We start from the raw sequence: 12,757 nt of genomic DNA, 5'->3' as shown, positions 1-12,757 counted from the left end.
TTCCTACGCGCCGTCCGGCCCGGTTATTGCGACGATTTCTGGACGACCGGCTTCACCTTGTCGCCGGGGTTGAGGAAGGCGCCCGCGAGCGCCACGACCTTTTCGTTCCCGGTCAGGCCCGACGCGATCGACACGCCGCCGTCGGTCACCGTGCCGACCTTCACCGGCACGCGCTTGATCACATTGTTGCCATCGACCACCAGCACGAAATTGCCGTCGACGCCGCTCTGTACCGCGCTTTCGGGAAGCAGCGGGGCCGAAGTCGTGCCCGCGATCAGCCGCGCGTCGGCAAAGCCGCCCGGACGCAGCGCTTCGCTGTACGGAAGCGCGATACGCACCGTGCCCTGCCGCGTGTCCATGTTGATGACCGGCGACTTCTGCCAGACTTGGCCGGCGATGCTGAGGTCGCTGCCGACGGGTGTCACCGCCGCACGGGTCCCGACCTTGACGCGGGCCAGGTCGGCCTCGGCCATTTGCGCCAGCATTTCCATTTCACCACCGCGCGCCATGCGGAACAGCACGCCGCTGCCCGCGCCGACGATCTGCCCCGGTTCGACCTGGCGCGTCAGCACCAGCCCCGCGGCGGGCGCGACGATGTTGAGCCGGCCGTTGCGCGCGACCGCTTCCTGATATTGTGCCTGCGCGACGCGGACGCGCGCGTTGGCGGCATCGCGGGTCGCGCGCTTGCGATCCATGTCGGCCTTGGAAATGAAGCCGCGGCCGACGAGCGCCTGCGCGCGTTCGAGTTCGGCCTGCGCAAGATCGGCATCGGCCTGTGCGACACGGATCGACGCGGCAAGGCTTGCCGCCTGCTGCGCCTGCACCGACCGGTCGATGACCGCAAGCGCCTGCCCCGCGCCGACCCACTGGCCCGGCTCGACAAGGACGCGGACGACCTGCCCGCCTTCGCCCGCGACACCGACGGGCATTTCCCGGCGCGCCGCGATCGTGCCATTGGCCGCAATCGCCGCCTCGACCGACACGCGTCCCGGAACGACAACGGTGACGTTCGGGACCGCCGCAGCACTTTGGCCGTCGGCGCCGGCTGCGTCGCTGCCGTGGGTGAAGGCATAATAAGCTGCGCCGAGCGCGAGCGCGATCAGCACCAGCGCGACGATCATTCGCGTCCGCTTGCGCCGGCTGCTGTCGGCGTCCTCATAATAGCTTTGCGTGCCCGCCAGGCTGTCCATCACATCCACTTTCCGCTCGTAGTTCACGCCGAAAACCCTCCCTGCTTCGCACGGCATCAAACTGCGACGGGCGCAAAGCGCCACCGCCCCTCCGACCCCGCACGACAGGATCATTCCTCAACGAGGTGTATTACCGAATTAAATCACCTCTGGCAAGAGGCGAAACCTTGCCCGGCCACCCGCCCCTCCGACGCGCGTTCATACGGAGCATCCATCCGGATTTCCAGTGGTTTGCAGGCATGAAAAAGGGTGACGCGCCCGGCGGCGGCCACCCTTTTTTCCGGCCGATCCCGCTGCGATCGGCTCTCCGACGGGCAGGACGTCAGCGCAAACGGCCGCGCCGGACAAGGTTGACGATCCCGAGCAGGACCACCGCGCCGATAAAGGCGGTGAGCAAGGTCATCGGATCGAAGGCGTCGCCGCGCAGATGGCCGCCGCCGAGGAAGCGGCCGAACAGGAAGCGACCGAGGATCGACCCGAGACAGCCGACGATGATATTCAGGAAGATGCCCTGCTGGGCATCGGTCCGCATCACGATGCTCGCCAGCCAGCCGATGACGCCGCCCATGATTATTGCAATAATCCAAGTCATATGATGACCCCCCTACGATCGTTTCTGCCGCCTACTCGCGCAGGCGTTTCATTGGTAACGCAAATAATTGAAATCGCCTAGCAGAATGGCGGCGGCGCGATCCCCCGCCGCCGCCAGTCCGTTCAGCGGACGCTGCCGCGCCGTATCAGATTGACGATCCCGAGCAGCACCACCGCGCCGATAAAGGCCCAGAGCAGCCCGATCGGGCTGAAGGTGTCTAGACTTGCGCCCATGCCGAAGAAACTGCCGAGGAAATTGCCTAGAAATGCGCCGACAATCCCGACGACGACATTGAGGATGATCCCCTGCTGCGCATCGGTACGCATGACGATGCTCGCCAGCCAGCCGATGATGCCGCCAACGATCAACGTGACGATCAAACCCACCATAATGATATCCCTTCCCTGAACCGGCCGGAGCACAGAAGGCTACGGCCCTTGCTGGAACGCTCCGCCGTGGCGGAACCTCGCCTTGGCGATGTCCAAACAATGCCGAATGGAGTGGAAAGGTTCCCGGCCGGACCACTTGGTCCGGTCCGGGAAAGTGGGATCGGTTCCGATTCGGGAACGTCTCCGGGTCGCCCGATGGTGCTAGCCAAGCATCCTTGACGGGAATGTGACGACTGTCACAGCCGGAAAAATAAAGATTGGGCCGCGGCGGCGATGCGCGACGGGCCGCAGCGGTGTGTGCGCTACCGCGGGGCGCAAGATCCGCAGCGCATACGAAATGGGGGCCGGCATCGCTGCCAACCCCCACTATCCGGCTTTGCCCCACGCACTCCGCTTCACCTCATCCCGGTCCGCTTTTCTTGCGATCAGCGGCCCGCAAAACGATGCGTTGCGGCGCACGCCGGAACAATCCGGCGACGGTTTGGTCGGCCCCCTTTCGGGGGCCGGCCGCACCTGGAAAGCCCTTCATCATCTCTTCCAGCGTCTGCCGAAGCAATCGCTGTCCAAGCGATGGACTGCATTTCCTGTACCTGGTCGGGTTCGCATCAACTCGTGGGAATCGCTGCGTTCCGTGACCCGGCTATCGGTCGATTTCTTCGTCGGTCCGTTCCGTTCTCTTCCGGCTAGTCTTGCAACCACCCTTGATGTCCCGGCGGTGCGACGTCTCTGTCGTCCGATGATTTGAAGCTGACATGAAGCGTTCGGGGCGCCAACAAAAAATGGCAGAAATATCCTCCTCGCGCGCTCCCGCTTGTGGATAAGTCCGGCATTAGCAACAAGCGGATTCGTTGCAGCATTTTTGTAACAGCGGTGCAGCATTTTCGGATTCGCTTGGCGGACGACCGCGGCGCGAATCGCCCGTCCGATTCGCCTCCACGACCCGAAATTGATTCGCTGCTTGCCGGATCAGGCGCGGCCGAGATCGCCCTTGCCCACCGTCCCCGATGCCATTTCGAGCATCCGGTCGAGGCTCTTGCGTGCCGCGAGGCGAAGCCCCTCCTCCATTTCGATCTGCGGCTTCAGATCGCGCAGCGCGAGATAAAGCTTCTCCATCGTGTTGAGCGCCATATAGGGACAGATGTTGCAGTTGCAGTTGCCGTCCGCGCCCGGCGCCCCGATGAAAGTCTTTTCGGGCAGCGCGAGTTCCATCTGGTGGATGATGTGCGGCTCGGTCGCGACGATCAGCGTGTCGCCGGGGAAATTCTTGGCGAATTGCAGGATGCCGCTCGTCGATCCGACATAATCGGCGTGATCGACGATATGCGGCGGGCATTCCGGGTGCGCCGCGACGGGAGCGCCCGGATGCTGCGCCTTCAGCTTCAGCAACTCGGTCTCGCTGAACGCCTCATGCACGATGCAAACGCCCGGCCACAGCAGCATGTCGCGTCCGAATTTGCGGTTCAGATAGCCGCCGAGATGGCGGTCGGGACCAAAGATGATCTTCTGTTCGGGCGGGATCTGGCTGATGATCGTCTCGGCGCTCGACGAAGTGACGATGATGTCGCTCAACGCTTTCACCGCCGCCGAACAGTTGATGTAGGTCAGCGCGATATGATCGGGATGTGCCTCGCGGAAGCGCTTGAACTGTTCGGGCGGGCAGCTGTCCTCCAGACTGCATCCCGCGTCCATGTCGGGCAGGATGACGGTTTTTTCGGGGCTCAATATCTTGGCGGTCTCGGCCATGAACTTCACGCCGCAAAAGGCGATGACTTCGGCATCGGTGTCGGCGGCCTTGCGCGACAGTTCGAGACTGTCGCCGACGAAATCGGCAAGATCCTGTATCTCGGGCTTCTGGTAATAATGCGCGAGGATGACCGCGTTGCGTTCCTTGCGGAGGCGGTCGATTTCGGCGCGCAGGTCGAGACCCGAGAGATTCTCGCGGATGGGAGCAGTCATGGCATTTCCTTATATGGCTCAGCCTTGACGACCCCCTACACCGCGACCCGCGGCAGGGCAACGCAGCGTCAGCCGCCGGCGAGCTTTTCCGCAAGCGCGACGACGGGGGGCGTCATCGACAGAAGGTAAATGGTGACGCGCACCGCGACCACAATCGCCGCGACCGCTTTTGTCGCTGGGTGGACGCGACCAAGCGTTCGCCGGTCGTAAAGGGCGACGATGCCGACCACCGCGAGCTGGATCAGCCCGACCGGGATATCGGACCAGCCGATCATCAGCGGCATGGGAAGCAGCCGCCCCAGCGCCGGTTCGAGAATGACAATCGTCGCCCCGATCATCAGCCGCCGGTGCCACGCCGTCCGGTGCCGCCGGCGCACCGCCGCCCATACAACCGCCCCGAAGGCGAGCGACTCCACAACCGTGAGCGCAAGGAAATAGGGCGGCGAGAAAAAGGGTGGGAAACGGTGCAGCAACAGCGATGCGACGCCGGTGAAGATACCAAGGCAGGTAATAAAGATCGCGAGCGCCGCCCCTGCCCAGCCGAGCTTGCGATGCAGCGCCAGATTATCGCGTGAAACAAGCGTCGGCTGCGCGATCAGCAGCGCCAGCCAAGCCAGCATCGCGACGCCGTGAAGATGCACCCAGAAGGGCGCCGCGACCGGATCGACAAAACCCCTCAGCGCGAATTGCAGGAAGCCGAAGACGATGAAGATCGCGAGGCCGATCGCCATGCGATGCCAGAAAAGCTCGGCGCGTGCGGCGCCCCCCACGGTGCCAACCATGTTGTTCCCCTGCCCGACCCAGGCGCGAGGATAGCAAAACCGCGGAAGCTCGGAAAGCGCGATCTATCCGCTTGGCGCGGCGGCGAAGCGCGCCGTGACCGTTGCATCGATCCCGGCCGCCTTCAGCGGCATCGCAAAGCCCTGTTCGACCGCAGTGCGCGCGGCGCGCTGCGCAAGGCGCATCGGCGTCGTCGCCTTCGCCTGCTTGATCAGTTCGGCCTGCGCCGCCCTGCGGTTCGCGGCGTCGAGCGTGCGTTCGGCATCGGTCAGCGTCAGCAGGATTTCGCCATCGCGATATTCGCTGATCGCGTCGATATCGATCTCGGGCCCCGCCAGCCGGAGCGGCGGCAGTGTGACGGTCAGCGCCCTGGCCGCGGCATCCCAGTCGAGATCCGACTGCTTGAGTTTGCCAAGGTCGAGTTCGTAACGCACCGTGCCCGGCATGATCAGCGTCTTTTTGGCGCTCAGCCCGAGCCGGCTCTGCGTCGAGGTGACGACGGCGACATAGCGCGCGGTGAAGGGCACCAGGACATTCTGTTCCTGCAGGCCCTGCAGGCTCGCCGCGACGACGGTTTCGGGGTCATAGCCGCTCTGCCAGTCCTGCCACGCCCGCCAGCCGAAGAAGAGCGCGAGCGCCAGCATCAAGGCGACCGCGGCGCGGAACAACCCCTTGCTCATGCGACCAACGTCCAGCTGTCAGCATCGCGCGCGACGCGGCCGCGATTTTCCAGATCGATCAGATGCGCGAGCACCGAGCGGCCGGCAGCGCCGGTCAGCCGTGGGTCGAGCCCTTTGTACATATGCTTCACCATGTCGGGAATCACGCGCGGGCCCTTTTCGAGTTCCCGCAATATCTGCCGCTCGCGCTGTTTACGGTGACCAAGCATACCGCGCACCAGTTGGCGCGGCCTAGTCACCGCGGGGCCATGCGCCGGATAATAGACACGGTCGTCGCGCTCGTAGAGCTTCGACAGGCTCGCCATATAGGCTGCCATGTCGCCGTCGGGCGGGCTGACGACACTTGTCGACCACGCCATAACATGATCCCCCGTGAACAGGGCGCGCGTTTCGACGAGGCCGAAGCACAGGTGGTTCGATGTATGACCGGGGGTCGCGACCGCCTCGATCGTCCAGCCCTCCCCCGAAATCCGTTCGCCGTCGGTCAGGACGCGGTCGGGCGTATAATCGGCGTCGAAGGCCGAATCGGCGCGCGGGCCGTCGTCGGACAGCGCCAGCGGCGCGCAGCCGATGATCGGCGCGCCCGTCGCCTGCCTGAGCGGCGCGGCGGCGGGCGAATGATCGCGGTGCGTGTGGGTGCAGAGGATCGCGGCGACACGCTGGCCGCGGGTCGCGCGCAGGATCGCGTCGACATGGCCCGCGCCGTTGATATCGGCGGGATCGCCGATGCTGAGCCCCGAACCGGTCGGCCCCGGGTCGATCACCGCCACGTCGCGCTCCGCCCCGACGATCCACGTCTGGGTGCCGGTGAAGGTATAGGGCGACGGGTTCGGCGCGAGCACGCGGCGCACCAGCGGCTCATGCTGCTCGCACTCGCCAGCGCGGATACTGTCGGGCCAAGGCTTTTCTTTGCTCATGCCATCCATGTGGCATCGCCAACCGCCGAGGAAAAGGGATAGCGGGTAAAAATCGGGACACGAAAAAAGGGAGCGACATGGGCCGCTCCCTTCCCCGCCCCTGCCGCCGGCCCCACCGGGGAGCAAAGGCCGGCGTCGAAGCTGTTCGGGCCTAGTGGTTCGATTTCTCCATTTCGGCGATCGCCTTGTCGAGGTCGGCGGCGACCTTGGCGCGCATGGCCTCCGACAGGTGGCGGTCGCTCTCGATAAAGCGTTCGCGCGCTTCCTTGAGCGCCGACAGGCGCTGCGCCTTCGCCTCCGGCCCGTCGGCGCAGGCGATCATGACGTACCGACTGCGCTTGCCGGCCGTGACTTCTTCGCGATCGACCATCGGCGCGACCTGCCCCGAACCGCAGCGGGCAACCGCAAGCGTATGCCCTTGAGCCGGTGCCCAGGCGGCCGGCGGACGAGGCGCCTTGGGCGGCACCGGCGGCCGCGGCGGCATGGGAGCCAGCGCGGTCCGGAACCGTTCCTTGCGCTTCGCTTCCAGCCTGTCCGCGATGGCGTCGGCCTGCTTGCCGTCGATCCCCTGTTCTTTCAGCGTCGCAAGCACATCGTCGCGCGACAGGCTGCCGAGGGTACGAATCTCCACCTGCCGGACCTTGGGCACCGTGCCATCGGCAGGAGCGACCGTGACGGTCTTCGCCCCGTCGCCTTCGCCGTCGTGGCGGATGACGATCCGGTGCACTTCGCGCCTTTTGCCGTCGTCGGACGTGGTTACGCTTTCGGTCACATCTTCGCCGGTCGAGGTGAAAATCACGGCGTCGGGCGCTGGGGGCGCATCGACGGGCGGTGGCGGAGCCGGGGGTTCGGGCACGTGGGCAATTTGGGCGCGCGCCCGCGCCGTGCCGGCGGGGACGAGTGTGGCGGTCGTCGCCAGCACCGCGATCGCCGCCCCGCCGATCAGCAGCCGCCCCATCAGGCTGCGTTTTTTCGAAATATCCTGCTGCAACAACATCGTCAGCCTCTCCTGAAGATTGTCGTGGACCGCCATCGGCGCCGCGAGCGACAGCCGCGAGCCCACCGCCGCCTTGGCAATCGCGGTCGCATAGCTGGCGGTACGCGCGCCGCGCGCACTCTGATCGGCCATCGTCAGCACGCGCGCGTCGCACGCGGCCTCCTGGTCGAAACGAAAGGCGCGGATCGCCCGCCAGGCAAAGGGATTGAACCATTGCGAGGCAAGCAGGACGAGCGCTGCCGCATTTGCCCACAGATCGCCGTGCCGGTGGTGCGCCAGTTCATGATCGACCGCGAGCGCCCGCTCTTCGGCGACATAGCGCGCGAAAAAATCATGCGGCACGGCGACGAAACGACGCCACAGGCCAAAGGCCACAGGCCCGTCGACCGCATCGGTCATCACCAGCCGGATCGAACCGATCGGTTCGAGCTCGACCGCCTCTGCCAGCACGGCGGCGCGGAACCGATGGTGTGAGAGCGTCGCCATGACGAGCACGACAACCATCCCCACGGCCCAGAGCAGGACAAGATAGGGCATGGCGTCGGTCAGCGACCAGGCCGCAGGCTGCGCGGCGGCATCCACCGGCAGCATTACCGCCGCGCCGGCATCAGGAATCGCGCTGGCGACGGAAACCGGTTCGGCGAAGGGCAGCGGCGGCAGCACGAGCCGCAGCGCCGGGATCAACCATAGCGTGTAGGTGAGCCGCGGCCCGAAATGGCGCGCAAAGGGTTTGCGGACGAGCAGGACTGCAAGGACGAGGAGCGCGGTGACGAGCATCGTGTCGCCCCACAGCTGCATCAGCGTTGCGGCGCTCATGACTTGAGCTTCTTCAAAAGTGCCTCGATTTCGGCAATGTCGGTATCGGAGAGCGCCTCGCGGTCGGCAAGATGCGCGATCAGCGGGCTGACGCGGCCGCCGAACAGGCGATCGACGAAGCGCTGCGATTCCTCGCCGACTGCATCGGCGCGCTCGATCGCGGGGCTGTAGAGATAACGCCGGCCGTCGGCCTCGGCCGTTACCGCGCCCTTCTGGACCAGCCGTGCGAGCAGGGTTTTCACTGTCGCCTGCGTCCAGCCGTTGATCGTGCCGATGCGCGATGTCAGGTCGGCGGCGGTCTGCGGGGCTTCGTCCCACAAGGCCGACAGCACCTGCATTTCTGATTCGCTTGCTCGTTCTGCCATGCGGACCCCTCCCATTGGCGTCGTCGACTATGATGCGACTACAAATGTAGTCAATGGGCTGAACGCTTGCTGAACGAAGCTGAACACCGAACTGTCGGGATTTTTGACAACGGCACGGGACGGTAAGAAATTGCTAACCAGCGTCTCCCGCCGAAAAACAGGCAAGCACCAATCTGGCACGGCATTTGTATGATGGTCCATGTTCCCGAGTGTTCCGCTCAATGGAGCGGTGGGGGACATCGGTCTGGTCCCTGATGTCCCCTGCCCCCACCCGGGAAATCCCCACTTGCCCCCGACGCAGACGGGGGGCGGAGCGGCCGAAAGGCCCCGCCCCCCGGATGCTTTTTTGCATATCATTATATAAAAATGGGACGGGCCGCCGAAGCGACCCGTCCAGATAGGACCGCCGAATCCGGCGGCCAGCCCATTTCGTCTATTGGGCGTCCTGCTGTTCGGCCGCCTTCTTAAGCTGCCCCTTGGTCATGCCGGTCACAAGGACGTCGCCGGACCCCGCAAAGCTCGCCGCGGGCAGCGTCGCGACACGATCGCCGACCTCGACCGTCACGGCCTGCACGACACCCCGGCCGGTCTGGCGCAGATCCTGTACATATCCGATCACCTTGCCACGAGCATCGGTGACCGCCATGCCGGGTTCGACGGCGAACATGCCGGCGCTGTTCGCGGCACCGCTGCCCGCTGCGGCAAGCTGGCCAAGGCCGCCCTGGAAGCTGCCCGCGACCGAACCGGCGCCGTTTGCGCTGCCCGAGACGTTCGACAGTGCCGAACCCGTCCGGTCGCGGACAGTCCCGACCGCGCCGCGCGCGGTGCCCGTTGCGGTCGAAGCCGCGCCTCTTGCGGTGCCGACCGCACCCTGCGCCGTGGTCCCGACGAAATCGGTGCCGACCGCCTGCGCATCGATGCTGCCGCTGCCCGAGGCGCTGCCGGTGCCACCGGCGCTGCCGCCGAGACTGTTACCGAGCAGGTCACCACTGCCATTCGCCCGGCCTTTGCCATTTGCGTCCGCATTGCCCTTGCCGCTCACGCGGCCCGAACGGCGATCGACCTGCGCCTCGCCGCGCCCCGATCCCGCGAGTTCGCCAGCGCCGCCAAGCGTGCCGCCGATCGGTCCGGTCGGATTGCCGAGCGTCCCGCCCAGCGTCCCGCCGAGATTGCCGCCCAGCCCGCCGCTGCCGCCGAGCAACTGCGCCGATGCCGGTGTCGAAAGGGCGATCGCCGAAACCGCAAGCGCCGAAATGAAGATATGCTTTGCCATTGTCCTGCTCCTATATCGGCCCGGAGGGGGTGGGCCTTACAGGGAGAACGACGGTGCTTTCGACTTTCTTCCCGAAAAAATCTGGAGCCCGGCCTATCGGCCGCCGCAGCCGCCGCAAATCAGGCCGTGGCCATAGATTTTGTCGCGTCCCTTCTTGCCGAGGTCACGCGCCTCGAACACCAATGCGGTCACGGCGGGGGCGATTCGGTCGACCGACGGCGCCGGATATTGGAGCGCGAGCCGGCCGGCGACGAGCGGCGCGGCGAAGGATGTGCCGCGCAGCCGGTCGGTACTCGCCGCGCCTGTGGCCGCCAGGACCGCATCGCCGGGCGCGGCGAAGTCGATATGCAGCGCCCGCCCCGCCTCGGGCAGGGCGCGGTCTTTCGTATCGACTCCGGTCACCGCGAACACGCCTTTATAGGATGCCGGATAGGCAGGCGGGGCGGCCGGCCCGTCGTTACCCACCGCCGCGACGATCAGCATTCCGCGCTGCTGCGCACGGCCGACCGCCGCCGCCAGCAATTTATTGTCGGGGCCGACAAGGCTGATCGTCGTGACCGCAACCCCGCTCTGCGCCAGCCAGCCGAGCGCGCGAGCGATCGCGCTGGCATTGCCGCCTGCCGGATCGCGTCCATAAACGTCGGCGGCGAGCAGGTGCTGCCCGGGCGCGGCGCCCGCCACCGTCCCGCTGCCGACAAGCAGCGAGGCCACGGCCGTGCCGTGGCGGCTCGCCGACGGCGCGCCCCTGGCAAAGCCGCGCTGTTCGACGCGCCCGGCGACCGATGGATGCGCCGCGACGCCGCCGTCGATCAGGCCAAGCCGGGACCGCCCGCCCGCCGCCGCAGAAGCCAGCGCGGCGTGCGGCAGGCCGCCGCCGGGTCCGCTCGCGAAATAGATATGATCGACATCCACCGCCGCGCCCGGAAGCAATTTTGCAAGCTGCTTGCGCGCACGCACAAGGCTCCGCCCGCCGGGCACATGAAAGCGCGCGATGTCGAGGTCGAGCCCCTCGATGCGCTCATGGTCGATCAGCGCGAAGCCCGCCTTGCCGGCGCGCGCGATCATCGCAGCGTCGACCCCGCTCGCGACGAGCACGCCGCGCACCGCCGGCGCACCGCGTTCGTCGAGTTCGACGGTATCGCGATTTTGGCGCAGCAGCGTTGTAATCCGATCGAGCCGCATCTGCGCCAACCGCTCGGTGATCGTCCCCAGCCTGCCCGGATCGACGTCGGACAGTGGCGGCAGGCTGCGCCCGATATCCGGCAGTTGCACCGGCGGCAGGAGGACCTGCGCCGCGACATGCCCCGCCCCGCCAAGCAGGAGGCAGGCTAACGCCGATAATATCGCCCAAAATCGCATCGCAAATCTCGCACAGAACTCACATGGGCCGGCGACCGCGCCGGTTCCTGAAAAAATGTAGCATGGTATGGAAGAAACGATAGAAGCTACTCGTTTCTTCCTCGATTGAGCGAAAGGCAACAATGCGCTTCGAAGAGGAACTGGTCGAGTTGCTACCCCGCCTGCGCCGTTTTGCGCGCGGGCTGGCGCGTCACGCCAGCGACGCAGACGATTTGTGCCAGGCCGCCATCGAGCGCGCGTTGAAATCGCAGGATCAGTGGCAAGCCGGAACAAGACTGGACAGTTGGATGTACCGCATCACCCGCAACCTTTGGATTGACGAGCGCCGCGCCGCGGGCCGGCGCGGCGTCCACGCGCCGATCGACGAATCGGTCACGCAGATCGCCGGCGATGGCGCGGCCGAGGTCGAGGCCGGCGCGTTGCGCGGCGATGTCGGCGGGGCGATGGCCCGCCTTCCCGACGAACAGCGCGAGGTCGTGCTGCTCATCCTTGTCGAAGGCTATGCCTATCGCGAAGCCGCGGACATACTCGACGTACCCATCGGCACGGTCACCTCGCGCCTTGCGCGCGGCCGCGAGACGCTGATGCATTTGCTGGGAGAAGCCGCATGAGTTTCGATCCCGCCACCGTCGCCGCCTTTGTCGATGGCGAACTCGACGACCTGACCGCGCGCCGCATCGAGCGCGACGCCGTAAGCGACCCGGCGCTGGCAGCCGAGATTGCCCGCCACCACGCGCTGAAGGCGGAGCTCGCGGCGCATTATGCCCCGATTGTCGCTGAACCGGTGCCCGAACGGTTACGCGCGCTGCTGATCCCGCGCGCGGCGGTCGATACCAGCCTCGCGGCACGCCGCGAGGCGAAGCGCATGCGCTTCGGCCCCGTCCATTGGGGGGCTATCGCGGCGTCGCTCGTGTTCGGGCTCACGCTCGGGCTCCAGCCGTGGATGCCCGCCGCCAGCGTCGGCGAGGCAAATGGAACGATCGTTGCCGCGGGGCCTCTCGCCAGGGCGCTCGATATGCAACTCGCCTCGACGCAGCCGTCGAACACCCCGATACGGATCGGCCTTAGCTTCAAAGACAGCGCCGGCCGCTATTGCCGGAGCTTTGAAAGCCGGTCGCTGAACGGCATCGGCTGCCGCGACGGCGACGGCTGGTACCTCGAACGCACGATGGCGGGACAGTCCGGCACCGTTTACCGCCAGGCCGCGTCGGGCGAACTTGCCGCCGCCGCCGCGGCGATGATGAAGGGCGAGCCGCTCGACGCCATCAGTGAAAAGGCGGCGCGCGACACCGGCTGGACGCGCCGCTGACCTTCGGCCGCGCGCTTCTCCCCCTGCTATGGCTGTCTTGCAAACCAAAGCCGCGCGTATCGCCGAGAGCCATCCCGGACTGATCCGGGATCCATGACTTCGGCGCCGCAGTGGGTCCCGGATCAAGTCCGGGA

Annotated in this window: 14 protein-coding genes; 3 read left to right on the top strand and 11 right to left on the bottom strand. The window is 66.4% G+C overall.

Going from position 1 to position 12,757, the window contains the following annotated elements; genetic code table 11:
* Window positions 1-23: 23 nt before the first annotated feature.
* From HDC35_RS15325 to HDC35_RS15315, 3 genes are all read right to left on the bottom strand, one after another.
* A complete protein-coding gene (locus HDC35_RS15325) occupies window positions 24-1,217 on the bottom strand; it encodes an efflux RND transporter periplasmic adaptor subunit (protein ID WP_409437956.1) in 1,194 nt (397 codons plus the stop codon).
* 295 nt (window positions 1,218-1,512) lie between these two features.
* Complete coding sequence (locus HDC35_RS15320) at window positions 1,513-1,782, bottom strand: GlsB/YeaQ/YmgE family stress response membrane protein (RefSeq protein ID WP_184648247.1); 270 nt, start codon at window positions 1,780-1,782, stop codon at window positions 1,513-1,515.
* Window positions 1,783-1,904: 122 nt separating this feature from the next.
* Complete coding sequence (locus HDC35_RS15315) at window positions 1,905-2,168, bottom strand: GlsB/YeaQ/YmgE family stress response membrane protein (protein ID WP_184648363.1); 264 nt, start codon at window positions 2,166-2,168, stop codon at window positions 1,905-1,907.
* A gap of 340 nt (window positions 2,169-2,508) precedes the next feature.
* Between HDC35_RS15315 and HDC35_RS15310 the strand changes: the two genes are divergently transcribed.
* The gene (locus HDC35_RS15310; RefSeq protein WP_184648246.1) at window positions 2,509-2,916 is read left to right on the top strand and encodes a hypothetical protein; all 408 of its coding nucleotides are present in this window, start codon (window positions 2,509-2,511) and stop codon (window positions 2,914-2,916) included.
* Between the two features lie 221 nt (window positions 2,917-3,137).
* Here HDC35_RS15310 and nadA read toward each other — a convergent pair whose 3' ends face one another.
* The 8 genes from nadA to HDC35_RS15270 form a co-directional block, all read right to left on the bottom strand.
* Window positions 3,138-4,127 (bottom strand): quinolinate synthase NadA, encoded by a 990-nt coding sequence (nadA, locus tag HDC35_RS15305; RefSeq protein WP_184648245.1) that lies wholly within the window; start codon window positions 4,125-4,127, stop codon window positions 3,138-3,140.
* Between the two features lie 68 nt (window positions 4,128-4,195).
* Window positions 4,196-4,909 carry an adenylate cyclase gene (locus HDC35_RS15300; RefSeq protein ID WP_184648244.1) on the bottom strand — a complete coding sequence of 238 codons (714 nt, stop codon included), beginning with the start codon at window positions 4,907-4,909 and terminating at the stop codon, window positions 4,196-4,198.
* A gap of 63 nt (window positions 4,910-4,972) precedes the next feature.
* Complete coding sequence (locus HDC35_RS15295) at window positions 4,973-5,587, bottom strand: DUF4230 domain-containing protein (RefSeq protein ID WP_184648243.1); 615 nt, start codon at window positions 5,585-5,587, stop codon at window positions 4,973-4,975.
* The gene (locus HDC35_RS15290; protein WP_184648242.1) at window positions 5,584-6,504 is read right to left on the bottom strand and encodes an MBL fold metallo-hydrolase; all 921 of its coding nucleotides are present in this window, start codon (window positions 6,502-6,504) and stop codon (window positions 5,584-5,586) included. The genes HDC35_RS15295 and HDC35_RS15290 overlap by 4 nt, the downstream gene beginning before the upstream one ends.
* A gap of 151 nt (window positions 6,505-6,655) precedes the next feature.
* Window positions 6,656-8,317: a M56 family metallopeptidase gene (locus HDC35_RS15285; RefSeq protein ID WP_184648241.1), complete on the bottom strand. Its 1,662-nt coding sequence runs from the start codon at window positions 8,315-8,317 to the stop codon at window positions 6,656-6,658.
* A complete protein-coding gene (locus tag HDC35_RS15280) occupies window positions 8,314-8,682 on the bottom strand; it encodes a BlaI/MecI/CopY family transcriptional regulator (RefSeq protein ID WP_184648240.1) in 369 nt (122 codons plus the stop codon). Before HDC35_RS15280 ends, HDC35_RS15285 begins: the two co-directional genes overlap by 4 nt.
* Before the next feature lie 433 nt (window positions 8,683-9,115).
* Window positions 9,116-9,955 carry a hypothetical protein gene (locus tag HDC35_RS15275; protein WP_184648239.1) on the bottom strand — a complete coding sequence of 280 codons (840 nt, stop codon included), beginning with the start codon at window positions 9,953-9,955 and terminating at the stop codon, window positions 9,116-9,118.
* Between the two features lie 93 nt (window positions 9,956-10,048).
* On the bottom strand, window positions 10,049-11,314 hold the full coding sequence (locus HDC35_RS15270) for a S8 family serine peptidase (protein ID WP_184648238.1): 1,266 nt from the start codon (window positions 11,312-11,314) through the stop codon (window positions 10,049-10,051).
* Between the two features lie 122 nt (window positions 11,315-11,436).
* On the opposite strand from HDC35_RS15270, the gene HDC35_RS15265 reads away from it, so the two are divergent.
* Window positions 11,437-11,925, top strand: coding sequence for an RNA polymerase sigma factor (locus HDC35_RS15265; RefSeq protein WP_184648237.1), 489 nt, complete (start codon window positions 11,437-11,439; stop codon window positions 11,923-11,925).
* Window positions 11,922-12,623, top strand: a complete 702-nt coding sequence (locus tag HDC35_RS15260; RefSeq protein ID WP_184648236.1) for an anti-sigma factor — start codon at window positions 11,922-11,924, stop codon at window positions 12,621-12,623. Before HDC35_RS15265 ends, HDC35_RS15260 begins: the two co-directional genes overlap by 4 nt.
* Window positions 12,624-12,757 lie beyond the last annotated feature (134 nt).

Origin of the sequence: Sphingopyxis sp. JAI128 (genome assembly GCF_014207235.1) — a bacterium.
GTDB lineage: Bacteria > Pseudomonadota > Alphaproteobacteria > Sphingomonadales > Sphingomonadaceae > Sphingopyxis.
This window is presented reverse-complemented; position numbering and strand designations above follow the sequence as displayed.

Bases quoted from the DNA above. Each gene is read 5' to 3' on its own strand.
- HDC35_RS15320 (WP_184648247.1), bottom strand. From the start codon at position 1,782: ATGACTTGGATTATTGCAATAATCATGGGCGGCGTCATCGGCTGGCTG.
- HDC35_RS15310 (WP_184648246.1), top strand. From the start codon at position 2,509: ATGGGGGCCGGCATCGCTGCCAACCCCCACTATCCGGCTTTGCCCCAC.
- nadA (WP_184648245.1), bottom strand. From the start codon at position 4,127: ATGACTGCTCCCATCCGCGAGAATCTCTCGGGTCTCGACCTGCGCGCC.
- HDC35_RS15300 (WP_184648244.1), bottom strand. From the start codon at position 4,909: ATGGTTGGCACCGTGGGGGGCGCCGCACGCGCCGAGCTTTTCTGGCAT.
- HDC35_RS15295 (WP_184648243.1), bottom strand. From the start codon at position 5,587: ATGAGCAAGGGGTTGTTCCGCGCCGCGGTCGCCTTGATGCTGGCGCTC.
- HDC35_RS15290 (WP_184648242.1), bottom strand. From the start codon at position 6,504: ATGAGCAAAGAAAAGCCTTGGCCCGACAGTATCCGCGCTGGCGAGTGC.
- HDC35_RS15285 (WP_184648241.1), bottom strand. From the start codon at position 8,317: ATGAGCGCCGCAACGCTGATGCAGCTGTGGGGCGACACGATGCTCGTC.
- HDC35_RS15280 (WP_184648240.1), bottom strand. From the start codon at position 8,682: ATGGCAGAACGAGCAAGCGAATCAGAAATGCAGGTGCTGTCGGCCTTG.
- HDC35_RS15275 (WP_184648239.1), bottom strand. From the start codon at position 9,955: ATGGCAAAGCATATCTTCATTTCGGCGCTTGCGGTTTCGGCGATCGCC.
- HDC35_RS15270 (WP_184648238.1), bottom strand. From the start codon at position 11,314: ATGCGATTTTGGGCGATATTATCGGCGTTAGCCTGCCTCCTGCTTGGC.
- HDC35_RS15265 (WP_184648237.1), top strand. From the start codon at position 11,437: ATGCGCTTCGAAGAGGAACTGGTCGAGTTGCTACCCCGCCTGCGCCGT.
- HDC35_RS15260 (WP_184648236.1), top strand. From the start codon at position 11,922: ATGAGTTTCGATCCCGCCACCGTCGCCGCCTTTGTCGATGGCGAACTC.